We start from the raw sequence: 25,106 nt of genomic DNA, 5'->3' as shown, positions 1-25,106 counted from the left end.
GTCGGACCGCGATCTTCGGAGGACCTCATGCTAAGTCTCGTCGCCGCGCTTCTGATGGGCGCCAGTCCCGCCGCCGCCGAGCTGCGCATGAACGACCTGACCGCGGTCGGCACGCACAACAGTTACAAGCTGGCCGTCCCGCCCGAGGAGATGGCGGCCATGGTCACCGCGCGCGGACAGGCCGCCCTGGGCGTCGATTATGCGCACCGGCCACTGGTCGAGCAGTTGGACGCCGGGGCCAGGCAGCTGGAGATCGACGTGGTCGCCGATCCGGGCGGCGGTCTCTACGCCAAGCCGCTGACCGCCCTCGGACACGGGACCATCCTGCCGCCCAGCGTCGCCGCCGCCTTGGCGAAGCCCGGCTTCAAGGTCCTTCACATGCCAGACGTCGACTTCCGCAGCTCGTGCCCGACCTTCGTCGCGTGCCTGACGCAGGTGAAGGCCTGGTCCAAAGCCCATCCGGATCACGTGCCGATCCTGATCCTGCTCAACGCCAAGGATGGCCAGGCCAGCCTGCCCGGCGGCGTCACCCCCCTGCCCTTCGACGAAAGGACGTTCGACGCCCTGGACGCCGAGATCCGCTCGGTGTTCGACGACGGCCGGTTGATCACCCCCGACCAGGTGCGCGGCCGACGCGCCACCCTGCGCGAGGCGATCCTGGCCGACGGCTGGCCCAGCCTGGCCGCCTCGCGCGGCAAGGTGTTCTTCGCCCTGGACGAGCCCCCCGCCAAGGTGGCGCTCTATCGCGGGACGCGAACCTCGCTGGAGGGCCGCGCGATGTTCGTCAACACCGACGAGGCCTCGCCAGCCGCGGCCTATCTGACCCTCAACGACCCAGTCGGCCAGAAGGACCGCATCGCCGCCGCCGTGAAGGCGGGCTTCATCGTCCGCACGCGCGCCGACGCCGACACCTGGGCCGCGCGAACCAACGATGTGACCCAGCGCAGCGCTGCGCTGACAAGCGGCGCGCAATATATCTCGACCGACTACCTCTGGCCCGATCCACGCTTTGCCGGCGGATACGCCGTGCGCCTGACCGGGGGCGATGTCGCCATCTGCAACCCCGTGCGGGCCGCCGATCGTTGCGACAGCCTGGCGATCGAAGCCCAGCCCGGCGTCCCACCGCGCGGCTATCTCTCACCCCAGGCTCGGCCGGACCTGACCAAGATCCTGGCGCCGCCGCCCGCCAAGGGCTCGCCCCGCGCCGTCGCCGACGCGGCGATCTTCGACCAGACCCGCGCGCTGAAGGACTCGCCTCGCTGGGCCCTGGCCACCGCCGACGTCGATGGGTCCATGTACGATCACTTCGCCCAGGCCCTGGGCGTAAGACTGACGCCCCAGGCCGCGCCGGTGCTGACCGCCCTGCTGCAACGGGCCGGCGAGGATCGCTCAGTCGTCAGCCTGGCCAAGACCTACTGGGACACGAAGCGGCCCTATATCGGCAAGGAGGCCGCTCCGATCTGCGAACCCAAGAGCGACCACCTGGCCGGCAATCCGGATTATCCATCCGGGCACTCCGTCCATGGCGAGCAGGTGGCGATGATCCTGGCCGAACTGGCCCCCTCCCGCGCCGCCGCCCTCTACGCGCGGGGCCGCGACTATGCCGAAAGTCGCTATGTCTGCGGCTCTCACACCTTCAGCGCGACGGAAGCGGGTCTCCAGGCCGGCGCCGTGATCTACGCGGCCGAACACGCTTCGCCGATCTTCCGGCGGGACATGGACATGGCCCGCGCTGAACTGGACGCAGCCCTGGCAACGCCCTCTCGATAATGAGCGCTCCAGGGACTGGAGGTTTCCTCACGCCGAAGCCGTTGGCGGGATCCGGGTAGGAAAGCGAATCCGAACTCCAGCTCTCCACGGTGCAGCTTCTCGCGAGGCCGCTGGGCTTTCGGTAACGATCATCGGGACGAACTGTTGTTTTAAAAACGCCGCCAAATCGAAAATCGTGCGGCTTGCAGTTTGCTCGACAATATCAGGATTTACCCGCTGAAATCTGGTGAAATCTCTATAAACCCATTGCTACGGAGAACCTATTCCAGATTGTAACATTAATTCACGTTCTATCTTTTTATCTACACCTATAAAATCAAGCCAGCCGACTTTATGAGCGCCTCGAGGAAGGTAATAGAGACTTCTATTCTTGACGGATTTGCAAAAATTTACTTCAAGATCCGCTCATTTTAACCACGACCGCGCCACTAGCCATACATCACCCCGTGTGACTTTCAACACCGAGGACCTGTAGGCGAAAAGTACAGGATAAGCGTCCGGCGCCACCCGGAAAATCATCTTTTATCCACAACCCACAATGGGCCTAATCACCAGATCAGCCACCTCATGCAAGAGATGCAACGACACACATATCGCGCCGAAACCGAAACATGGGATTTATACTATCAGCTAGCCAGGGCAATTCCCCGGAAACAGCTCGTGCCGCTCGACAACTTCAGCGCTGCGGCTTTCGAGAAACGGCCATTTCACTTTTCCGCCTACCGTTCCGAGATATACTTTAACATGTCTATAGAATCGGGTAATTTTTCACAGATATACTAAGCAATTTAACTCGTCACAAACTAAAGCGCAATAGCTTTGCCACAAAAGCCACAGATAAACTTGAAATATAATATAGCTATACCTCTTTTCCCACCTTTCTAGTAGTTGATATCGATAAACGACACCCAATGGACCGCGCCACGCTAACCATGTGTTAAGAATTTAAGCCGCTGGCTCCCCTCTACATGCCACCTAAGCGGGAAGGTGATGCGATTTCGGGAAGCTGGGGCGCCCAGAACCGCATCCACCGGCATCAAAAGAAGGTTGAGGGCGAAGATGAATCAAGTATTGGCGGGCAATAATCTCCGACGCCGCGCTTTTGCAGCCGTTGTCGGGCTCGCGCTCATTGCTGACGTCAGCGTCTTGGCGCCCGCCGCCGCGGCGGCGGCCACCGCTGCGCCGGCGAACGCGGCGGTCTTCCGCGATCAGGCCAACAAGGTCGGCGCGCGGAACTGCGCGGATCTCTACGAGGCGCTTGGTCAGGGCCTGACCCGCGGGGCGGCGTTCTCGGTCAAGACCGAAACGGACCAGGCCGCCCCCGACGCCCATCTCGTCCGAGGCCTTCTGGGTCTGACCTACGACCAGCCGGACCTCAAGGGATCGGCCGGCGGGGTGGTGGTCGCCGCGCCCGGCCAAGGGGGATGCGAAGGCTACCTCGTGCGCGTGGCGCCTTTCCAGAAGCCCTGCGCCGAGGTCGTCAGCCTCCTCCCGGCCGGCAGCACGGCCGGCCAGCCCCTCCTGGGCGTCTGGCAATACCAGCTCGCCGGAAACCAGGGACAGGCGCTGATGATCCCCAGCGGCTCCACCTGCGTGGTGGTCACCCTCTCCGGGATGACCCAGCGCCACTGATCCAGCGCGCGTGAGCCCGGCCCCGCCAGCCAGGCTCGCAAGATCGGTCGTGCGGACAGGCGCCCGCCGCACGAGAGAAGTGAAGTGGGCCCAGATCGCGGCTCTCGCCAATGCCCAGCAGGGCTGGCGGGCCGATATTGAGGGGTAGCGTTGCCATGAATGCCTACGTGTCGAAGGATCGTCGTCTCGCCGGTTTCGTCCGCAACTGGATGGGCCGCAGCGATGGGCGCAACTGGTCGCAGCTTCGCCGGCTGATGGCGATCCTGCGCCGAGCCCACCAGGTGCTGGGCGTCAGCCGCAAGGGCCTGGGGCTCGGCGCGCTGGGCGTCGGCGGCGGCCTGCGTCCGGCCAGCGCGATCGGCGGCGTGGCGGCGATCGTGGCGCTCGGCCTCTGCGCCCCGGCTCAGGCGCAATATGCGGCCGGCGGCGGTTCGGCGCCAGCCAGCGGCTCTGTCGCCATCGGCGCGAGTTCGTCGGCCACCAATCTCAATGCCGTTGCGATCGGAACCTCAACGGTCTCGTCGTCGCAATATACGGTGGCGATCGGACAGGGCGCGCAGGCTACGGGCGCCGGCGGCGCGGTGGCCCTGGGCGCCGGCACGATCTCGAACAACATCAATACGACCGCGATCGGCGTCAACGCCAACGCCACCGGGGCCGGGGCCAGCGCGCTGGGCACCGCCTCCCTGGCTTCAGGGGGCAACTCCACCGCGGTCGGCGTCGGCGCCACCGCCAGCGGCAACTTCGCATGGGGGGGAGGCTATCAGTCCGTCGCTGGCGGGCTGCGCACCGTCGCGCTTGGGTATCAGGCCAATGCATCCGGGATCGATGCGATCGCCCAGGGCAGCACCGCCACCGCGAGCCAGCAGAACGCCGTGGCGATCGGCTTCGGGACGGTCGCATCGGGGATAAACTCCGTCTCTCTCGGCTCGCGCACCCTGGCTGGAGCCGGCGCCCTCGGCCAGAGCACCGTCGCCATCGGCACGGACGTGACGGCGTCCGCGAACGACGCCCTTGCGATGGGGCGCGCAAGCAAGGCGACAGCGGCCAACACCATCGCAGTCGGTCTCCGGGCCTTCGCGGACACGGCCGACGCCGTGGCCATCGGCAACAGCTCCACCGCCACCGGTGGCAAGGCCGTCGCTGTCGGCGCGGGCAACGTCGCGAGCGGCGACGGCGCGGTGGCGATCGGCGATCCCAACACCGCCACCGGCGACGGGGCGGTGGCCAGCGGCAAGGACAACACCGCCACGGGCGCCGGGTCGGTGGCGATGGGCAACACCAACATGGTCGGCGGCGGCGGCCAGGGGGTCAGCACGGCCGGCACGGCGGCCCAGGGCGCGGTCGGCATCGGCTACCAGAACACGGTCATCGGCCAGGGCAGCGTCGCCATTGGCAACGCCAGCCGCGCGGGCGCCGCCGGCGCCCTCGCCTTTGGCGACACGGCGACCGCCAACAACGCCGGCGACGTCGCCCTGGGCTCGGGCTCGGTCACGGCCGCCGCCGTGGGCACCGCGAACACCACGATCAACGGCACGGTCTACACGTTCGCGGGCACGGCGACCCCGACCAGCACGGTGAGCATCGGCGCGGCGGGCGCCGAGCGGACGCTCACCAACCTGGCCGCCGGGCGGATCTCGAACACCTCGACCGACGCGGTCAACGGCTCGCAGCTCTTCGCCACCAACCAGGCGGTCACCACGCTGGCCAATACCGTCAGCACCACCGCCATTCACTATCTCAGCGTCAATGACGGCGGCGTGACGGGCGGCAACTACAGCAACAACGGCGCGACCGGGACGAACTCGATCGCCCTGGGTCTGGCCGCAGCGTCGGCCGCAAGCGATAGCGTCGCCATCGGCAATGGCGCGTCCAATCCAGGCATCGGCGTCAACGGGGTTGCGATCGGCGCCTCGGCGCTGACGGGCAACAACGGCGCAACGGCCGTCGGCGCCCGCGCGTCGGCCCTTGCCACGGGAGCGGTCGCGCTCGGCCAGTCGGCCTCTGCGTCCAACGCCTATACCGTCGCCATCGGAGCCGGGACGGTGTCCGGCCTAGGCGCCAGCGCGACAACGGGCGGGGCAATCGCCATCGGCGGAGGCGGCGGCGGTATTCTCGGCACGCCGGCCTCGGCCGGCGCGGCTCGAGCCATCGCCATCGGCCAGAACACGACGGCCAACTTCGCCAATTCGGTCGCCCTTGGCTACAGGTCCACGACCGGCAGCGCGTCCTCGGTGGCGGTGGGCGACTTCGCCAGCACGGGCGCGACCGGCGTCAACGTCGCCATTGGCAATCTGAGCACCGCCAACGCCGGCACGGCCGGCGGCGGCGCGGTGGCGATCGGGCGCTCAAACACCGCCTTCGGCGACGGCGCGGTGTCGATCGGCGACCCCAGCTACGCCAGCGGCACGGGCGCCTTCACCGGCGGGGCCAACAACATCGCCAACAGCGACGGCACCACCACGGCGACCGCCGCCAACCAGGCCAATGGCGCCGTCGCGATCGGCAACAACAACCGCGCGATCGGCCAGGGCAGCGTGGCGCTCGGCAATGGTTCGACCGCCGGCGCGGCCGGGCTGGCGGGCAATGTCGCGCTCGGCAATGGCGCGACGGCGACCGCCAGCGCCGGCGACGTGGCGCTGGGCTCGGGCAGCACGACCGCTGTGGCCGTCGGCACGGCCAACACGGTGATTGGCGGAAACACCTACAGCTTCGCTGGAACCGCCCCGGCCAGCACGGTCAGCGTCGGCGCTGGCGGCGCCGAACGGACCATCACCAACGTCGCGGCGGGACGGCTCAACGGCGGCTCGACCGATGCGGTAAACGGCTCGCAGCTGTTCGCCACCAATCAACAGGTGACGACCAACACCACCAACATCGCCGGCAACACCGCGGCGATCACCAATCTGACGAACAACATCAACAGCGGGGCTGTGGGTCCGGTGCAGCAGACCGGGTCGGCCAATCAGCTGGCCCTGGTGGCGCCGGGGGGAACCGGCGCGGCGCCGGGCGCGGCTCAGAACTTGACCAATGTGGCGGCAGGCGCGGTGTCGGCGACCAGCGCCGAAGCGATCAACGGCTCGCAGCTCTACGCCACCAACCAACAGGTGACGACCAACACCACCGACATCGCCAATCTCAACAACACCGTCACCAACATCAACACCGGCGCGGGCATCAAGTACTTCCACGCCACCTCGACCCAGCCCGACAGCCAGGCCCTGGGGACCGACTCCGTCGCCATCGGTCCCAGCGCCGTAGCCAACAACGCCGGCGACATCGCGCTGGGCTCCGGCAGCAGCACCGGCGTCGCGGTGGGCACGACCGGAACGACGATCGGCGGCAACAACTACAGCTTCGCTGGAACCGCCCCGACCAGCACGGTCAGCGTCGGCGCGCTTGGCGCCGAGCGCACGATCACAAACGTGGCGGCGGGCCGGCTCAACGGCGGCTCGACCGATGCGGTCAATGGTTCGCAGCTGTTCGCCACCAACCAGCAGGTGACGACCAACACCACCGACATCGCCGGCAATACGGCGGCGATCACCAATCTGACCAACAGCGTCAACAGCGGTACGGTCGGTCCGGTGCAGCAAACCGGGGCGGCCGACCAGTTGGCCCTGGTGGCCCCCGGAGGAACCGGCTCGGCGCCGGGTGCGGCCCAGAACCTGACCAATGTGGCGGCGGGCGCGGTGTCGGCGACCAGCACCGACGCGATCAACGGCTCGCAACTCTACGGCGTCAGCCAGAGCGTCGCGAACACTCTGGGCGGCGGCTCGACCGTCAATCTCGACGGTACCGTCACCGGACCGACCTACACCATCCTCGGCGGCAACTATACGACGCTCTTCGACAGCCTCACGGCGGTCGACGGCGGCCTGACCAGCCTCACCAACCAGCTCACCACCATCAACAATGGCGGCGGCATCAAGTATTTCCGCGCCAACTCGATCCTCGCCGACAGCCAGGCGATCGGGACCGACAGCGTGGCGGTGGGCCCGCGGGCGGTGGCCAACAACACCGACAGCGTGGCCCTGGGCGACAACGCGGTCGCCAGCGTCGACGGCGCCCTGGCGCTGGGTTCCGGCTCCGTCGCCGATCGGGCGATCGCGCCGATCTCGGGCACGATCGCCGCCGGCATCGGCTTCGTGCCCTACAACACCACCGACGCAACACTGTTGGGCGCTGTCTCGGTCGGCAACGCCACGACCAGCCAATACCGCCAGATCACCAATGTCGCCGACGGCACCAGCGCCCAGGACGCGGTGACCCTGCGCCAGCTGCAGGGCGCCATCGGCTCGGTCTCCGTGACCCCGGTGCGGTACTTCCACGCCAACTCGACAGCTGTCGACTCGCTGGCGGTCGGACAGGACTCGGTGGCGGTCGGCCCGACCACCGTCGTCAACGGCGACAACGGCATTGGCATCGGCAATGGCGCGGTCGTGCAGATAACCGCGCCGGGCGGAACCGCGATCGGCCAGAACGCCCAGGTCTCGCAGGCCGACGGCGTCGCCCTGGGCACCAACGCCATCGCCAACGGCATCCAGTCGATCGCCATCGGCCCCGGCGCCAACGCCAGCTTCTCGGGCAGCGTCGCCCTGGGCGCGGGCGCGACGACGACCGTCGGCTCGCGGACCGGCTATGCCGGCTACGGCCTGGCCGCGCCGCAGAACTCGGCGGGCGAGGTGTCGGTGGGCGGCGTCGGCGCCGAGCGGCAGGTCACCAATGTCGCGGCCGGCTCGGCCCCGACCGACGCGGTGAACGTCAGCCAGCTGAACCAGGTGGCCCAGAACACCGCCGGCGCGCTGGGCGGCGGGGCGTCCTATGACCCCACAACCGGAACCTATACCGCGCCGACCTATACGGTGGGCGGCGCCACCTACACCAATGTCGGGGACGCCCTCGGGGCCCAGACCACGGCGGTGACCAATCTCGACGGTCGGGTGACCACCGTCGAGAACACCGTCACCAACCTCGGCGCCAATGTCACCAATCTCGGCGACAGCGTGGCGGCCGGCCTGGGGGGCGCTTCGAGCTACAACGCCACGACCGGCGCGGTGACCACCAGCCTCAACGTTGGCGGCGCCAACTACAGCAACGTCAACGACGCGCTGCAGGCCCTGAACCAGACAGCGGGCGCGGGCTGGAACATCCAGGCCAACGGCGGCCCAGCCACCAACGTCCCGTCCAACGGCACCCTCAACGTGACCGCCGGGACCAACACCGTGGTCACCCTCAACGGCAACCAGCTGCAGATCGCCATGGCGGACAACCCGACCTTCAACGGGGTGATCAACGCCAATGGTGGCCTGACCGTGGGTCAGAACACCACCGTCGACATGGGCGGCAACGTTGTCCGCAACGTCGGGGCCGGCGCGGTGACCGCCACCTCGACCGACGCGGTCAACGGCTCGCAGTTGCACCAGGTCCAGCAACTGGCCAGCAATTCGGTTCAGTACGACGCCGGCGGCAATGCGGTGACGTTCAATCCGGGCGGCCAGGCCGCGACCCTGCACAATGTCGCCGCCGGCGTCGCGCCGACCGACGCGGTCAATGTCCAGCAGCTCAACGACGGGCTGTCGAATGCGATCTCGACCGCCAACGCCTATACCGACGCGCGGCTGCAGGGCTTCGTGGTCGATATGTCGAAGGCGCGGCGCGAGGCCTTCGCCGGGAACGCGGGCGCGCTGGCGGCGGCGGGCCTGCCCCAGGCCTATGAGCCGGGTCGCAGCATGCTTTCCCTGGGCGCGGGCACCTATGGCGGACAATCCGCCTTCGCCATGGGCCTGTCGCGGATCATGGACGACGGCCGCACCATCCTCAAGGCCGGCGCAACCTACGACACCCAGGAACGCACCGGCGCCAATCTCGGCATCGGCCTCCAGTTCTGATCCCCGCCATTTGCGCATTCAAGGAGGACACCATGAAAGCCAAGCGTCTCGCTCTCGCGGTCCTTTCAGGACTCTGCCTCGCGGGCCCGGCCGCGGCCGTCGCTCGAGACACCCCTTCCCCGTCCGCCAACACCTATGTGGCGTCGATCGATCCCGCCGCATTCCACGAGGTTCCAGGCGAACGCGACAAGCTGGGCGTCACGGTCAGCCCGGCCTACGTGCGGCTGATTACGCCGGGGGTCGACAAGTTCAGCATCTATCCCCTGCTCGGTCCGCCGCACTTCGCGGAGAGCGTCCGGCGGCGGTGGAACTACGTCTTGTTCTTTCCCGTCGCACCGGGGAGCGTGGAACGGGTACGCTGCCGGATGGAGATTCGCTTCACCCGCCCGCGCGGGCACTACAACGTCACGGTGTCCGAAGTGGTCTGGCAGGAGAAATCCTGTGCGGACCGGGTCGCGGCCGCGAGCTGATCGGGCGAGGATGATATGCGTTTGATCGGGGGGCTGGTCATCGGCCTGACAATGATCGTCGGTGGGCCTGCGACCGCCCAGACCTTCGGTCCGCCCATCACCGGCATGTGCCTGCTATCGCGCGTCGGGGCGATCGGCGCCTCGCGCGCCGGCCAGTCGATGCAGGTCCAGCTGCGCCAGCTGCAGGCCTCGCTGAGCAGCGAGCTGGCGCAGCGGCGGGCCTCGCTCGACGTGCAGCGCCGGGCGCTGGAAGGGCGACAGGCGGCGATCGCGCCGATCGAGTTCCAACGACAGCTGGCGGGCCTCAGCCAGCAAGCCCAGGCGCTGGAGCAGCAGCAGAACACGCGGTTCATCGCCGCCCAGACCCGCGCCCAGCAGCAGGTCGACCGCGCCCTCAATGACGCGCTCACCCGGGTCATTACCCGCAGCGCGTGCAGTGTCGTGATGGAGCGCGACAATGCTTACGGCTGGAACAATGCGATGGACATCACGCCGGCGACCGCCCGCGAAATGGATGGCGTCCTACAGGCCGTCACGATCCAGTAGCCGAAGGTCAGACGCGGCCTGATCGTCCGGCTTTGCCTTGGCGTGAGTTTGGGAAGCGAGCAGCTTTGCACGCTCTTCTAGGGGCGCGCCGATGGACGCCACGTTCAGTCAGGGGCGAGCCGAAATCTCGGCTTCCTGGGCCCGCGTCCAAAGGCGTTCGAGCTCGCGGAGATCCGCCGTATCCCATCCTTCGACGAAGGCTTCCCGAAGCGATCCCAAGAGAGTCAGCGCTTGCCGGGTCTTTCCCTGCGCCAGCCAGAGTTCGGCCAAATCATGCGCGGACCGCAACTCCCACGCCCGTGCCCCCTGCTTCCGGCTGATGTCCAACGCCTCGTCCAGCAGCCGTTCGGCCTCAGCCAACTGGTCGGCACCATATTGTTGGACGATACGGGCGCGAAGCCGAAGTAGCTCCGGCAAGGCGAAGGCCTCGCCGTTCGCGCGGCACCGCGCCAGCGTGGCGTCGACTGTGCGGAGAGCCTCGTCGGGCTGGCCGTCGAGCAAAAGGCCGTGCGCCAGGGCGTGCTCGAACGCGGTGGTCAGCAACTCGTAGCGGGCGGCGTGCAGACGCGCGAGGCTCTCCTGGATCCAGGACACGCCCTCGCGGACTAGCCCTGTCTGGATCGACCGCACGCCTCTCTGACCGAGGGCTACAGCGATGTAGGGCACGAAGCCGTTGACCTCCGCGATCTGGGCGAAGGTGTCCAGGCTCGCCTTGGCCTGAGCCTCGTCGCCCGTCCAGACATAGATCGAATGGCCCCAGATCAACGCGATGCAACGCGTTACCGGATGGTCGAGCGCGATGGCCTCGACCTCGGTCTGCACCGCCAGTCGCCGCGCCTGGTCAGGCAAGCCCTGCAACCACAGAACCCGCGAGAGCGCGATGCCGGACCGGTTGCGATGATCGAATCCGTAATAGAGCGTTCGGCTGCGCTCGGACGGCGCGCTCTTCTGGAGCGAAGTCTCCAGTTCCCGTCGCGCCCTGGCCTGGTCCCCGAACAGATGATGCGACACGCCCGCCAGCGAGGCGGCCAGACCGGTCGCTTCGGGGTGGCCGACGCTTTCGGCGATGTCCACGGCCTGCTCGGCCCAGGCCAGGGCCTGCTCGAACTCGCCTATCCGCTCATGGAAGATGTGCAGCCGGCCCAGCAGCCGCAGCTGGTTCCAGCGATCCCCCAGTGCGGTTGCGATGTCGAACGCCCGGCGCAAGGCGACGCCAGCTTCGGGGGCGTTGCCACGCGTGAACATGAGGGTCAGGCCGAGGGCGGCCTGCAGCTCCATCTCCACCGCCGTATCGCGAAACTGATCGTCCAGGCTCCGGACCGCCCGCTCACACCAGGTGCGCCCCTCCACGAACAGCGAGAGATAGGCGAAGAGCGGAACACTAACGGCCACCAGGGACGTGGCCACCGCGAGATCACCCCGCCCGCCGAAGCTCCAGTCGAGGGCGTCGCGGATGTTGCCGATCTGGCCGGACATCGTGGCCGCGCCGGCGAAGATTTCCTCGGGCGTCTCACCCAGTTCCGCCATCCTGTCGCGAAAGAAGCGCGCATGACGTCGGCGAACTGCGTCCAGCTCAACTTCACCCCGTTCGTCCAGCTTGGCCTTGCCATAGGCGCGGGTGGTTTCGAGCAGGCGGTAGGCCTCGGGACAGTGGGTGCGGTCAGGCGCGACCAAGCACTTGGATGTAAGCTCCTCGAACGCGGCGACCACCCGGGCCTCGTCCAGTTCGTCGTCCGAAACGACGGTCAACGCCGCCCGGAGGGAAAACGGGCCGCGAAAAACCGACAGCCTTTCCAAGGTTCGCCGTTCGGACGGGTTGAGGAGCTCGTAGCTCCAGTCCAGGGTGGCCTGAAGGGTCTGCTGCCTGGGTAGAGCGGTGCGCCTTCCCGCCCAGCTCAGGGCGAACCGTTCGCCGAGCATCGCGCTGGTCGTCGCGAGGCCGTGGGCGGCCACGCGCACGGCGGCCAGTTCGATGGCCAGCGCCATGCCATCGAGCCGCTCACACATCTGGGCGATCGCTCGCGCGTCCTCGACATCCACCGCCAAGGCGCTGTTCGCGGCCGACGCCCGTTCCACGAAGAGTTGGACGGCGGGAAAGGTCAATATTTCCAGCAATGACAGGCCGATCGCGTCGCTCGGAAACGGCAGGGCGCCCAGCCAGTGCACGTGCTCGTCACGCGCCCGCAAGGGTTCGCGGCTCGTCGCCAGCACGCTGATCTGCGGCGCCGTTTCCCTGATGCGCTCGGCGACGCCGCAAACGGCGTCGATCAGGTGCTCGCAGTTATCGAGGATCAGCACGATGTCCTGGGTCCGAACGTGGCCCAGTAGGACCGTCATCGGATCCTCGGTCTGCACCGGTATGCCGAGCGCGCCCGCCAGGGCCCACGGGATCAGCGCGCCGTCAGCCAGGGCCGCGAGGTCGACGAAGCGCACGTGGCGGCCATGCTCGCTGGCCAGCCTGTAGCCAACCTCGACCGCCAGGGTGGTCTTGCCCATGCCGCCTGGGCCAACGACAGTGAATAGGCGCGGATGAGCTAGACCGTCCAGAATGCGCTCGACATCCGACTCCCGGCCGATCAACCGCGTCCGGACCGGCAACGCGCCCGCCGCCCTCAGCGACAGCTCCGGGACGACGCTTCTGGGCGGCGCCGGAGCGACGGCCGCGACTTCCCTGACCGTTCCGACGAACGCGTAGCCGACGCCCACCTGGGTGGCGATATAACGCTCGTCCCCCGCCCCGTCGCCCAGCAGCTTGCGAAGGCTGGTCACGTGAAAGCGCAGGCTCGTGTCCTCGACAGTCCGGCCGGGCCATACGCGGTCGAAAAGTTCTCGCTTGGACATGACGCGTCCGGGCTGTTCCACCAGAGCGATCAGCAGGTCCAGCGCCCGGCCGCCGATCTCAACAGGCGCCCCGTTTCGCATCAGCAGACGCCTGTGAGGCGCCAGCTCAAAAGGTCCGAATGCGAGCCGACCGACCTCGACGTCGGAAAATGCACGCTCCAAGACGGACCCTTTCATCGTGTTCAGGCGCATGGCCGCCCCTCAAGTCGAGTTCGCCCTAACTAGGGGAATTCGTCCGGATCGATCAATCGGCCAGACGTCTGAGCTGGTTATCCTGCTTTTCGGGGCTCGGATAACGAGCCCGCCGATTCCACGGGCATCGGCGGCTGGTGAAGATTTGGGGGACGGATGATTCCACAATGGTATCGAACGCTCGACATCCAAGGTCGCGGAACCTTCTGGACGGCGTTCGCCGGATTCGTCCTGAACGCCCTGGCCATACAGCTCTATCCGCTGCTGCTGCCGACCATCGCCGCCGTCTGGAGACTTGACGCCTTCGAAGCTGGCGCGATCGCCAGCATCACGCTGATCGCCTCGACGGCAGGCGGCTGGATCGCCGGCGCCCTGTCTGATCGCTGGGGACGCGTGCGGGTCCTGCAAGCAACGATCCTTTTGTTCGCGGCGGCGACGCTGATGTGCGCGGTCTCCCGCGACGCAGTCCAGTTGACGATCGCCCGAGCGCTGCAAGGGGCGGCGTTCGGCGGAGAATGGGCTGTCGGGATCGTGCTTGTCGCCGAGGCCGCCGCCCCGGCGATGCGCGGCCGGATGGTCGGCGCGGCGCAAAGCGCCTGGGCTGTCGGCTGGGCCTTGGCGGCGGGCGGTGCGTTCGCTGTGGTCTCGTTCCATGATCCTGTGTCGAGCTGGCGGGCGGCGTTCAGCTTGGCCGCCGTACTGGCGTTAGGCGTGCTGCTTCTGCGCCATCGCTTTCCGGCTCCGCCCGCTGCAAAGCACGACGAGCCGCCGGCGATCTGGCGCGACCTTTTCGCCCGTCGGCACGCCTACGCCACCTTCCGCGGCGCGCTCCTCGCCATCGGGCTGCACAGCGGATACTGGGCGCTGGCCACCTGGCTTCCCACGCTGCTGCGTTTTGGGGCAGCGACCGATCCCGGCGAGGCGGGACGCCGGTTGGCCGTGCTGATCGGCGGCTCGTTTCTGGGCTATTTCGGCGGCTCCTGGCTCAGCGACCATCTCGGCCGACGCAAGGCCTTGCTGGGCTTCGCGGTGACGGCGGCCCTGTTCGTCCCGGTCTATTTCGCCGTCCCCCACGCGAAGGCCCTCGCCGTCGTTCTGGGTCTCCCGCTTGGCTTCCTGGCCACGGGCATGTTCAGCGCCAGCGGACCGGTGCTGGCCGAACTCTATCCGACCGCGCTTCGAGGATCAGGCCAGGGCTTCTGCTACAATCTGGGGCGGGGCGTGGCCGGGGTGGCGACCGGCTTCATCGGCGCCGGGGTCGTCAAGATAGGTCTCGCGCCCATGCTCACGGTCTTCGTCACCGGGGCCTACGGCCTGGTCGCCCTGGCGGCCCTCCTCCTGCACGAAACCCGAGGCCGGTCCCTGGCCGGCGACGGCTCTTAGGGTTTCGCGAGAACTCACAGCGCCTCACGACGCCTAACATGCCAAATCATTGAGCTTGAGCAAGATTGGGTTGCGGTCGATGACCGCTGCGCCTCGCGCATTTCTTCATCCCAAGCTCCGGGAACCGACCCATGCCCAAGTTGATCAGCGCGCTCGCCGTGATCCTGGCCCTCAGCGGCTCCGTCGCGCTCGCCGCGCCGCCTCCCAAGCCTGTCACGATTGTCCTCGTCCATGGTGCGTTCGCCGAATCCGCCAGCTGGAATCGGGTCGCCGCTCAGTTGAAGGCCGACGGCTACCACGTGATCGCCGCCGCCAATCCGTTGCGCGGCGTCAAGGACGACGCCGCCTCGGTCGGGCGGATCGCCGCCGCCGTACAGGGGCCGGTCGTGCTCGTCGGCCATTCGTATGGCGGCGCGGTGATCAGCGAGGCTGGCGCGACGCCGCCAAACGTCAAGGCGCTGGTCTTCGTGGCCGCCTTCGCCCCCGACGCCGGCGAGAACGCCCTGGAACTGACCGGCCGGTTCCCCGGCGGCACCCTGGGCCAGGCCCTGGCTCCCCCCGTCATGCTGCCCGACGGCAGCAAGGACCTCTACATCGACCAGGACAGGTTCGGCGCCCAGTTCGCCGCCGATATCGCGCCCGAGGAGGCGGCGCTGATGGCCGCCACCCAACGCCCCGTGCGCGACGCCGCCTTGACCGAGGCCTCGGGCCCGCCCGCCTGGCGGCGGCTGCCCTCGTGGTTCGTGTACGGGACCGGCGACAGGAACATCCCGCCCGCCGCCCTTGGCTTCATGGCCAAGCGCGCGGACTCCAAGAAGACGGTCGTGATCGACGGCGCCTCGCACGTCGTCATGGTTTCGCACCCAAAGGCCGTCGCCGAGGTGATCGAGGCCGCCGCGACCGCGCAGCCGTAGGTGGCGATGGCGGCGATCCACCCGCCGCCGGACCTTCGATCTTCAGGGGGCGAGATCTCGCATCCCCCAATGCGTCCTAACGACAAGACCAACGACCTGGGCCCAGTTTTCCTACGGCCTTTTCAACACGAAGGCGCCCCCATGCCCCATGACCTTTCCGCCCCTGCCATCGACGCGCGCCGCCGGCGCCTGATCGGCGCCATGACCCTGACCGCCGCAACGGCCCTGGTGACACAAGCCAATCGTGCACAGGCCACAACACCCGCCAGAGCGCTGCCGTTCGGCGCCCTCAAGCAGATCGACGCTGGCGTACTCAGCATCGGCTACGCAGAGCTGGGGCCGATCACGGGAACCCCGGTGCTCCTGCTGCACGGCTGGCCCTACGATATCCATGCCTTCGCCGAAGTCGGTCCTCGGCTCGCGGCGGCGGGCTACCGCGTGATCGTCCCGCACCTGCGAGGCTACGGTTCGACGCGGTTCCTTTCCGCCAACACGCCGCGCAATGGCCAGCAGATGGCGTTGGCCGCCGATGGCCTGGCCCTGATGGACGCCCTCGGGCTGCGGCAGGCGATTGTCGCCGGTTTCGACTGGGGCGCGCGGACGGCCGACATCATGGCCGCCCTCTGGCCGGAACGCTGTAAGGCCCTGGTCAGCGTCAGCGGTTACCTGATCGGCAGCCAGCAGACCAACAAGGCGCCGTTGTCGCCCAAGGCCGAACTGGCCTGGTGGTACCAGTTCTACTTCGCCACCGAACGCGGCCGCGAGGGCTATGCCGCCAATACCCACGCGTTCGCCAAGCTGATCTGGCAGTTGGCCTCGCCGCAGTGGAAGTTCGACGATCCGACGTTCGAGCGCAGCGCCGCCTCGCTGGACAATCCCGACCATGTCGATATCACCATCCACAACTATCGCTGGAGGCTAGGTGTGGCCGATGGCGAGCGTCGGTACGACGACCTTGAGCGCCGTCTGGCCGCCGGCCCGACGATCGGCGTGCCGACCATCACGATGGAAGGCGACGCCAATGGCGCCCCGCACCCTGAGCCCGCGGTCTATAGCAAGAAGTTCACCGGCAAGTACGCCCATCGCCTGATCACGGGCGGCATCGGTCACAACCTGCCGCAGGAGGCTCCATCCGCCTTCGCCCAGGCCGTGATCGACGTCGATCGCTTCTAGGCAGGAGTTCCCTCATGTTCTCCTCCTGGACACTGGCGGTCGGCGGCGCCACCGCCATGGTCGTCGGCCTGTGCTGGGCCTGCGCGCCGATACGGACTCCGTCCGTGGCCTCGCCGATCTACGGCGTGACCCTTCCGAACGGGTATCGCGATTGGACCCTGGTCGCCCCGGCCCAGGAAGCCGCGCCGCTGGACGAGTTGCGGGCAGTCGTCGGCAACCGCAAAGCTCTGAAGACCTACCGCGTCGGAGCTCGGCCGTTCCCCGACGGGACGGTGCTGGTGAAGCTGGCATGGAAACACACGCCCTCGCCGGACTTTCCGCCCGCCTCGATCCCGGGTGCGGCCACCACGGTCCAGGTCATGGTCAAGGACTCCGAGCGCTACGCCTCGACCGGCGGTTGGGGCTTTGGGCGGTTCGTCAATGGCAAGCCCGTCGACAAGGCCCAGCACGAGACGTGCTTCGCCTGCCACGCCGCACGCGTGAAGGACCGCGACTACGTCTTCACCCGCTACGCGCCCTGACACGTGGGCGCCGGACCTTTCCTCTCATTCTCCCAAGCTCCACGGAGTTCCCAGTGAAGAACCTTCTCCTTCCGGCCAACCGCCGCGCGGTGGTCGGCGGCCTCGCCGTGGCCGGCGCCGCCGCTCTTGCCCCTAACCTGGCCAAGGCCGCTTCGCCGGCCGTCCGCCCCTTCCAGGTCGCCATCCCCGAAGCCGATGTCCTGGCCATGAAGCGCCGCATCGCCGGCGCCCGCTGGGCCGACGCCGAACCGGCCGGCGACGACAGCCAAGGCGTGCGCCGCCAGACCCTGGAGCCGCTGATGCGCTACTGGGCGAACGGTTACGACTGGCGCAAGGTCGAGGCGCGGCTGAACGCCCTGCCGATGTTTGTGACCCAGATCGACGGCCTGGACATCCAGTTCATCCACGTTCGCTCGCGTCATGAAGGCGCGATGCCGATGATCATGACCCACGGCTGGCCGGGCTCAATCCTGGAATTCCTGAAGGCCATCGATCCCCTCACCAATCCGACCGCCCACGGTGGCAAGGCCGAGGACGCTTTCCATCTGGTGATCCCCTCGATCCCCGGCTTCGGCTTCTCGTCCAAGCCAAAGACCCTGGGCTGGGGCTCGGACCACATCGGCCGGGCCTGGTCCACGCTGATGCTGCGCCTGGGCTACGACCGCTACGTGTCGCAGGGCGGCGACTGCGGCTCGGTGATTTCCCAGCGCATGGCGCTGCAGAAGGTGCAGGGTCTGGTCGGCATCCACCTCAACATGCCCGCCGTGGTGCCCGCTGACATCGCCCGGGCCCTGGCCGCCGGCGATCCCGCCCCCGCCAGCCTGTCGCCCGAGGAGCGCACGGCCTTCGACCAATTGGAGGCGTTCTATCGCGACAACGCCGCCTATGCCGCGATGATGAACACCCGGCCCCAGACCATCGGCTATTCGCTGGTCGATTCGCCCGTCGGCATGGCGGCCTGGATGTACGAGAAGATCGCCCAGTGGACCTATAGCGGCGGCGATCCTCTGAAGGTCCTGACCCGTGACGAGATCCTCGACGACCTGTCGCTGTATTGGCTGACCGGCACCGGCGCATCGGCCGCCCGGATCTACTGGGAAGATCACACCAACAACTTCAACGCTCGTGGGATCATCGACCTGCCGGTCGCCGTCAGCGTCTTCCCCGGCGAGATCTTCCGCGCGCCCAGGACCTGGGCCGAGCGCTGCTACCGAGACCTGATCTATTTCAACGAAGCCCCGAACGGCGGCCACTTCGCCGCCTGGGAGCAGCCCGGGCTGTTCGCCCAAGAAGTGCGCTCCGCCTTCCGCTCGCTGCGCTGATCCATATCCACATCCACAGGAACTGACACCATGAGCACCGCTCTCCGCACCCTCTACACCGGCAAAGTCCATGTCGCCGGCGGCCGCGAAGGCGCCGCGCGCAGCGTCGATGGCCGTCTGGACATCAAGCTGTCGACGCCCGGCGGTCCCGGACCAGGCACGAACCCCGAGCAGTTGCTGGCCGCCGGCTGGTCCGCCTGTTTCGAAGGCGCAATCGCCATCGCCGCCAAGCAGATGAAGCTCACCCTGCCCGAAGCTCCGTCGATCGACGCCGAGATCGATCTCAACCTCGATGACGACGGCTACGCCCTGGCCGCCCGGCTGAACATCGCCTTGCCAGGCGTGCCCCGGGACATGGCGCAGGCGCTCGTCGAGGCCGCCCATCGCACCTGCCCCTACTCCAAGGCGCTGGCGGGTAATATCGACATCGTGATCAACCTGGTTTGAGCCCGACGGCGAGGTCGATGGACATGGCCCCTTCACGCCCTCCAACGGCGCAACCGGCCGCCTCTTCATCGAGTTCCTCGCCCCGGGCGTCCGCGCTTATGCCTTCACCTTCCGCAAGGGAAATCCCCAATGTCCAAGACCTGGTTGATCACCGGCGCGTCTCGCGGCCTGGGTCGCGCGCTTGCCGAAGCCGTCCTCAAGTCCGGGGATCGGTTGGTCGCCACCGCGCGTGATCCGGCGAGCCTGCAGCCCATGCAGCAGCAATACGGCGCGGCGGTTCTCACCACCTCGCTCGATGTCACCGATCCGGCGGCGGCCCAAGCAGCGATCCAATCGGCGGTCGATCATTTCGGCGGCGTGGACGTGCTGGTGAACAACGCCGGCTACGGCGATATCGGCTCGGTGGAAGACACCTCGCTCGAGGACTTCCGGCGACAGATCGAGGCGAACCTGTTCGGCACGATTATCGTCACCAAGGCGGCCATTCCGGTGATGCGCGAGCAGCGCCGGGGCCACATTATCCAATTCTCGTCAGTCGGCGGTCGCGTTGGCGCACCCGGGCGCGCAGCCTATTCGGCGGCCAAGTGGGCGATCGAGGGCTTCTCGGAGATCCTTGCGCAGGAAATGGCCTTGATCGGCGTGAAGGTCACCATCGTCGAGCCTGGCGGCTTCCGCACCGACTTCGCCGGAGCGTCCACCTCCCTGAACCCCGGTCGACCGGAATACGACGCCGTCGTCGGCGCTGCAGCCCGTCGGCAGGCCGAATACAATGGTCGTCAACCCGGCGATCCTCGAAAGGCGGCGCAGGCGATCCTGCGCATCGTCGCCGAGCGCGAACCGCCGCTTCGTCTGCCTTTGGGCGGAGATGCCTTGGCCGCGATCGCCGCCGCCGATCGCGGGCGGCTGGCGATGCTGGAGGCCTGGCGCGATCTCAGCGCGTCGACCGACTACGTCGAATAGCCTCAGGCCTTGAGGGTCACGTCGACCCCGTTTGCCTTGAGCTGGCCGGTCATCCAGTCCGCCACCGCCAGCGAGCATGCCCTGTCACCCACCACGTCAGCCCAGGGCACGCCGCCAGCCGCGCCGTGGGTGCCGGTGAACTTCTTTTCCTCGAGGACGCCGTCGCCGTCGAGCCAGCGCCCGGTGTTGTAGAAGTAGAAGCGCGACTTGACGGGGTTTCGGATCCAGAAGGCCAGATCGCGCGCCGTCCGGGCATGGGCGACGAAATCGACGTTGTCGGGGATGGTCTGCGAAAGGCCCAGTTCGCTGGTCTGCATGTCGACAGCGTCGAAGAGGAACATCGCCTTGACCCGCTTGCCCTGGGCCTTGAGGCGCTTGGCCGCGATGATCGCCGTACATCCGCCGCGGCTGTAGCCCACCAGGATCACCGGTCCGGCCCCTTGAGCGGCGCCGACCGCGCGGTCGGCGATGCTGGAAACTTCCTTGCCGGTCAGCGAGGGGCCTCGAAAATAGGTGCTGCCGACGACTTGCTTGGCGATCTGGCTGGGGAACGAGTTCCCCATCTCCTTGGCGTACTCCTGGTCGTTGTCAGGTCCGGTCCCATCGATGATAACGATCATACTCTTTCTCGCTGGCCTGAAGTGCGCGGGAGCCTAGCGTTGGTGCACAGCTTACTCAATACAGCTTTGCCACCTTTTGTTGTATTTTGAAAATGATGTTTAAAGTCAATCAGATGCATCCATTCTCGCCCTGGTAAACACCCTCGAGGCCAAGCAACGTCGCACAAGTATATCGCAGCTTAAGCTTGGGAACCTTTTTTACCGCTAACCGTTCTGGGCCGCCCGCAGCGCATCTAACCTGTCGCGCATCTTCCGGAAGGCCGCCAAAGCTTCACCATTGAGAGCGCGGCGACTATTGGTCTGGAAGGCCATCGGATCGACCTGCACATCTCGAACGATCACCTCGTAGTGCAGGTGCGGCCCTGACGAGAGGCCGGTATTGCCCGAAAGCCCGATCGCTTGGCCCTGGCGCACGGCCGCCCCCACCGACATCCCTGGCGCGTAGCCGGACAGGTGGGCATAGGCCGTCTGGAGTTCCGGCGAGTGCCGGATCCGGACGAAGTTGCCATGGCCGCCGTGCGGTCCCATGAAATCCACCACCCCGTCGCCCGAGGCATAGACGGTGGTCCCCACCGGAACGGCGAAATCGGTGCCCTTGTGGACCCGGGTATAGCCCAAGACAGGGTGCAACCTTGGCCCAAAGCTTGAGGTAATTCGGGCGCCTTCCACGGGTGTCCGCATCAATCCGCGCGCGACGGCGGCGCCATTGCCGTCGAACCAACTGGGCTTGGCCTCGCCGGCCGGCTGGAACAGGTAGAGCGCGCGAGACTTCGTCTGGGTCTGCAGCGAGGCGTAGACCAGTCGCTCCGCCCCCACGACGTCGCCTCGGCTATCGACCTTTTGTTCAAACGCCGCCTCGAAGATGTCGCCCGGGCGGATCTCCCGCTGGAAATCGAAATCGAAGGCGAAGGCGCTGGCGAAGTCGTCCACCAGCGAATCCACGACACCGGCGGCCACCGCCGAGGAGTAGAAGCTGTTGGCGTCCATCTCGCCACGCACCACCTTGATCCGGACCTGAAGGTCCGAGGCCAGGTCTTTGGCGACCAGGCGGCCGCTGCCGTCGGGATGAATGACGAAGCCCGAGCCGTCCGGGCGCCGCAACTCGATCCTCTCGACGTCATCCGCCTTGCCGTTCGGAAAGGTCAGCGAGACGCGCAGTTCGCCCGGCGCGCCTTCGAGCTTCTCGTTGGCGGCGAGCCCGAATCGCAGCGCCCGGTCCGTCGCGACGCCCTCGGCGGTCAACGCGGACGCCAGGTCCTGTATGCGCGCGATCACCAGCGTGCGGTGAAATCCGCCGGGGGCCGCAGGCGCCTTGGACACGGCGGAACGGGCGGGCGCGGACGGGCGATGCAGGACGCCCCACCCGATCGCGATGAGGATCGCCAGGATCGCCCCGGCCGCCACGGCCGACAGCACTGGCTTTCTTATGCTCAAGCTTGTTTCAGACGAGCGTGACTTATCCTCCCGCACGCCGTTCGGCGCGTCAGGTTTCCCTCGCCAGCTGCGAGGATCGAACGACGGTTCGTCTTCCCGTGAGCCCCGCATCCATCTCTCGTTGCTTGCCTTTCTCCAAGCATAGCCGCAAGGCGCGGGAGAACCAGAGCCGCAGATGGCAAATGCGTCTTCCGCAGCTCTGCCGACTAGTGTTTAAGTGGTATTTCTAGAGTCCGTTGAGGGAAGCGTATGCAGAGCGACAGCCGCGTCGCATGGCGCGAGGGTCTATTCCTTCGACAACAGCATTTTCAGCAGCAGGATCGGTATCTCGAAGCCCTGGTCGCGGCGCGCGCCAACGGTCTGCGCCCCTATCCGTGGGGTCTGTCGGAGCTGAAGATCAACGCCGACCTTGCGGCCTTGGGCAAGTTCGCGATCGAATCGATGACCGGGGTCCTGCCCGACGGCCTGCCCTTCTCGATTCCCGGCGACCTGCCGCCCCCGCCGCCGCTCGACATACCGGCCGACGCCCGCGACGTGATCGTTCACCTCACCCTTCCCGCCCGCCAGAGCGGAGCGGTGGAATTCAAGAGCCGCGGCGAACGCGGCGGCGCGACGGTACGCTATATCGTTGACGAGGAGGACGTCGCCGACTCCTTTTCCGACGAACGCGGTCAGGAGCCGATCGAGGTGGCCCGACCGAACCTGGCGTTCGGCGTCACCCAGGACCAGACCTATGGCCGCGTCCTGTTGGGATTGGCGCGTGTGCGCGAAGTCCACAACGGCGCCGTAGTCTTCGACGACCGCTACATTCCGCCCACCTTGGACATCCGCGCCAGTCCACGACTGTCGGGTTTTCTGACCGATATCATCGGACGGGCGTCGCAGCGTGTCGACGAGCTGGCCCTGAGAGCGGTCGAGGCCACGGATGGCGGGGCGGAGACCTTCGCCAGCTTCCTGCTCCTTCAGGCGCTCAACCGATGGGTCAGTCAGCTGCGCCACCTGGCCGGCTTGCCCATGGTGCACCCGGAGCGGCTGTACGAAACCTTCCTTGGCATGGCCGGTGAGCTGGCGACGCTGACGCGTCCCGATCGGCGACCACCACCCTTTCCCAGCTATGTCCATGAGCAACTTCAGCTGACCTTCGAGCCAGTGTTCGAGGTGCTTCAGGCCGCGCTCTCGGCGGTGTTCGACCGTTCGGCGATCCAGTTGCCGCTGCAGGTCGCCGGACTGGGCGCCTACACCTCCCGGATCACCGACCACAATCTCTACAAGACCGGCTACTTCTATCTGGCGGTCAACGCCCGCGCGTCGCTCGACGACATTCGGGGACGCTTCCCCGCGATCGCCAAGATCGGCGCGGTCCAGAAGATGCGCGAGATCGTCGATTCCGCCCTGCCGGGCGTGCCCCTGAGACACACCCCGACGCCGCCGCCGCAGCTTCGCGTCATCCCCGGTTACGTCTATTTCGAGCTCGACCGCTCGGTTCCCGATTGGCGCGACTTCGCCAATGCCGCAGCTCTGGGTCTGCACGTCGCTGGAGAGTGGCCCGACCTGAAGCTCGAGCTCTGGTGCGTCAAGGGGACCGGCCGATGACCGGCGACGACGAGGAGAAGAACCCGAACAAGACGGTCTTCCGGCCGTCGCCGCTGCAGAATCTACGCACGTCCGGAAACCTCACCCCGCCGTCCGCGCCGGCTTTCGCCGCCGGTGAACCGGCGGCGTTCGCATCGTCATCGTCTTCGTTTGCTTCTGCCGCTTCCCCACGTCGCGTCATCAGCCGCGACGACGATATTCCCGCGCCTCCGCCGGCCGCGCGCGCGCGAAATCCGATGATGATGGCGGCCGCGCCGGTGTTGTCACTGATCGTCGGCGTCCGCTCCGGCCGCGTTCACCTCAGCCTGCCGGAATTGCACCAGAAGACTTCCACCGCGGTCGCGAGCTTCGATCAAGCCCTTCTGGCCGCCGGCTACGACACCGAGACTCGCCAGAGGGCTCGCTACGCGGTGTGCGCCACAGTCGACGACATCGCCCAGAACCTTCCCGGTCAGGCGGCGGACGGCGCGGAATGGGCGCGCCGCAGCCTTGTCGTGCAGGTGTTCAACGAGAATATCGGCGGCGATCGCTTCTGGCGCCTGCTCGAAGACATGCTGGCCAGGCCCGCGGAATTCGCCAACCTGATCGAGCTCTACCATGCGTGCCTGGCCGCGGGCTTCGAAGGTCGCTATCGCGTCGCGCCGGATGGCAAGCGCCGCCTGCACGAGATCATGGCCAGTTGCTATGCGGCCCTCGACCATACTCGCGCCCTGTCTCAAACCGAACTGTCGCCGCATTGGCGCGGCGAGCCGACGCCGGCGGCCCGTATCAGCTTCTGGGCGACCCTGGCCCTGGCCGGCGCGATCGCCCTGGCCGGTCTGCTGGCCCTCTTCATCCTCTTGCGCGTAACCCTGATCCAGACGGGCCAGCCGTCGCTGAACGCCCTGAAAGCCATCAATCCGGACCAGCCGCTGCGCATGTCGCGCGTCGCCCCCGCCCCGCCGGTTCCGACCAGCACTCAGTTGCAGCGCATCCAGGGCTTCCTCGCGCCCGAGATCGCCCAGCATCTGGTGGTCGTCGAGCAGGATAGCAAGTCCATCCGCGTACGCACCACCGTCGGACAGCTTTTCAGGTCGGGATCGGACAGGCTGGAGCCAGGCCGCGAGGCGCTGTTCGCCCGGATCGGCGCGGCGATCGAAGCCGAGCGCGGAGCCGTCCGCGTGGAGGGCCATGCGGACTCCGACCACCTGATCAGCGTCACCTTCCCGGATAACTTCGCGCTGTCCAAGGCGCGGGCAGACGCGGCCGCCCAGATCCTTCGCGGCAAGATCACCGACGCCAGCCGCGTCAGCACCGAAGGGTTCGGTGACAGCCAGCCGATCGCGTCGAACTCCACCGCCAACGGCAAGGCGCTGAATCGCCGGGTCGAAATCGTCATTCCGCGCGCCGAATAGGGC

General features: G+C 67.4%; 17 protein-coding genes and 1 pseudogene. 15 read left to right on the top strand and 3 right to left on the bottom strand.

The genetic code is table 11. The features are described 5' to 3' along the window. Positions 1–27: 27 nt before the first annotated feature. The 6 genes and pseudogenes from ASD47_RS27345 to ASD47_RS01210 all read left to right on the top strand — a co-directional run. A pseudogene (locus ASD47_RS27345) lies at positions 28–1,110 on the top strand (phosphatidylinositol-specific phospholipase C1-like protein); the annotation flags it as partial. Positions 1,111–1,293: 183 nt separating this feature from the next. Continuing rightward, positions 1,294–1,770 (top strand): phosphatase PAP2 family protein, encoded by a 477-nt coding sequence (locus ASD47_RS27340; RefSeq protein ID WP_235525738.1) that lies wholly within the window; start codon positions 1,294–1,296, stop codon positions 1,768–1,770. A gap of 1,071 nt (positions 1,771–2,841) precedes the next feature. Next, entirely contained in the window at positions 2,842–3,402 is a 561-nt protein-coding gene (locus ASD47_RS01225; protein ID WP_156402054.1) for a hypothetical protein, read from the top strand. Between the two features lie 155 nt (positions 3,403–3,557). Further along, a complete protein-coding gene (locus ASD47_RS01220; RefSeq protein WP_056750417.1) occupies positions 3,558–9,293 on the top strand; it encodes a YadA-like family protein in 5,736 nt (1,911 codons plus the stop codon). 32 nt (positions 9,294–9,325) lie between these two features. Next, on the top strand, positions 9,326–9,763 hold the full coding sequence (locus tag ASD47_RS01215; RefSeq protein ID WP_056750414.1) for an outer membrane protein assembly factor BamE: 438 nt from the start codon (positions 9,326–9,328) through the stop codon (positions 9,761–9,763). Positions 9,764–9,778: 15 nt separating this feature from the next. Beyond that, positions 9,779–10,309 (top strand): OmpH family outer membrane protein, encoded by a 531-nt coding sequence (locus ASD47_RS01210; RefSeq protein WP_056750411.1) that lies wholly within the window; start codon positions 9,779–9,781, stop codon positions 10,307–10,309. Between the two features lie 108 nt (positions 10,310–10,417). Here ASD47_RS01210 and ASD47_RS01205 read toward each other — a convergent pair whose 3' ends face one another. Continuing rightward, positions 10,418–13,342, bottom strand: a complete 2,925-nt coding sequence (locus tag ASD47_RS01205) for a winged helix-turn-helix domain-containing protein (RefSeq protein WP_235525708.1) — start codon at positions 13,340–13,342, stop codon at positions 10,418–10,420. Between the two features lie 156 nt (positions 13,343–13,498). Here ASD47_RS01205 and ASD47_RS01200 point away from each other — a divergent pair, with 156 nt between their 5' ends. The 7 genes from ASD47_RS01200 to ASD47_RS01170 all read left to right on the top strand — a co-directional run bounded on the left by ASD47_RS01200 (position 13,499) and on the right by ASD47_RS01170 (position 20,062). Further along, positions 13,499–14,725: an MFS transporter gene (locus ASD47_RS01200; RefSeq protein WP_056750410.1), complete on the top strand. Its 1,227-nt coding sequence runs from the start codon at positions 13,499–13,501 to the stop codon at positions 14,723–14,725. A gap of 131 nt (positions 14,726–14,856) precedes the next feature. Beyond that, positions 14,857–15,639, top strand: a complete 783-nt coding sequence (locus ASD47_RS01195; protein WP_056750408.1) for an alpha/beta fold hydrolase — start codon at positions 14,857–14,859, stop codon at positions 15,637–15,639. A gap of 141 nt (positions 15,640–15,780) precedes the next feature. Next, positions 15,781–16,812 (top strand): alpha/beta fold hydrolase, encoded by a 1,032-nt coding sequence (locus ASD47_RS01190; protein ID WP_056750404.1) that lies wholly within the window; start codon positions 15,781–15,783, stop codon positions 16,810–16,812. A gap of 14 nt (positions 16,813–16,826) precedes the next feature. Further along, on the top strand, positions 16,827–17,333 hold the full coding sequence (locus ASD47_RS01185; RefSeq protein ID WP_082564396.1) for a cytochrome P460 family protein: 507 nt from the start codon (positions 16,827–16,829) through the stop codon (positions 17,331–17,333). 53 nt (positions 17,334–17,386) lie between these two features. Next, positions 17,387–18,655 carry an epoxide hydrolase family protein gene (locus tag ASD47_RS01180; protein WP_056750402.1) on the top strand — a complete coding sequence of 423 codons (1,269 nt, stop codon included), beginning with the start codon at positions 17,387–17,389 and terminating at the stop codon, positions 18,653–18,655. A 30-nt stretch (positions 18,656–18,685) separates the two neighbouring features. Next, positions 18,686–19,102 carry an Ohr family peroxiredoxin gene (locus tag ASD47_RS01175; protein WP_056750400.1) on the top strand — a complete coding sequence of 139 codons (417 nt, stop codon included), beginning with the start codon at positions 18,686–18,688 and terminating at the stop codon, positions 19,100–19,102. 129 nt (positions 19,103–19,231) lie between these two features. Further along, positions 19,232–20,062: an oxidoreductase gene (locus ASD47_RS01170; protein ID WP_056750397.1), complete on the top strand. Its 831-nt coding sequence runs from the start codon at positions 19,232–19,234 to the stop codon at positions 20,060–20,062. 2 nt (positions 20,063–20,064) lie between these two features. Here ASD47_RS01170 and ASD47_RS01165 read toward each other — a convergent pair whose 3' ends face one another. Together ASD47_RS01165 and ASD47_RS01160 are read right to left on the bottom strand one after the other, a co-directional pair. Further along, positions 20,065–20,682, bottom strand: coding sequence for a thioesterase domain-containing protein (locus ASD47_RS01165; protein WP_056750394.1), 618 nt, complete (start codon positions 20,680–20,682; stop codon positions 20,065–20,067). A 204-nt stretch (positions 20,683–20,886) separates the two neighbouring features. Then, positions 20,887–22,098, bottom strand: coding sequence for a M23 family metallopeptidase (locus ASD47_RS01160; protein WP_056750389.1), 1,212 nt, complete (start codon positions 22,096–22,098; stop codon positions 20,887–20,889). Positions 22,099–22,365: 267 nt separating this feature from the next. Between ASD47_RS01160 and tssK the strand changes: the two genes are divergently transcribed. Further along, positions 22,366–23,709: a type VI secretion system baseplate subunit TssK gene (gene tssK, locus ASD47_RS01155; protein WP_056750386.1), complete on the top strand. Its 1,344-nt coding sequence runs from the start codon at positions 22,366–22,368 to the stop codon at positions 23,707–23,709. After that, positions 23,706–25,103, top strand: coding sequence for a type IVB secretion system protein IcmH/DotU (gene icmH, locus ASD47_RS01150; protein ID WP_056750384.1), 1,398 nt, complete (start codon positions 23,706–23,708; stop codon positions 25,101–25,103). The genes tssK and icmH overlap by 4 nt, the downstream gene beginning before the upstream one ends. Positions 25,104–25,106 lie beyond the last annotated feature (3 nt).

This window comes from Caulobacter sp. Root1472 (assembly GCF_001426985.1).
GTDB classification, from domain to species: domain Bacteria; phylum Pseudomonadota; class Alphaproteobacteria; order Caulobacterales; family Caulobacteraceae; genus Caulobacter; species Caulobacter rhizosphaerae.
The sequence above is the reverse complement of the archived record's forward strand: the minus strand, read 5'-3'. Positions and strand labels throughout refer to the sequence as shown.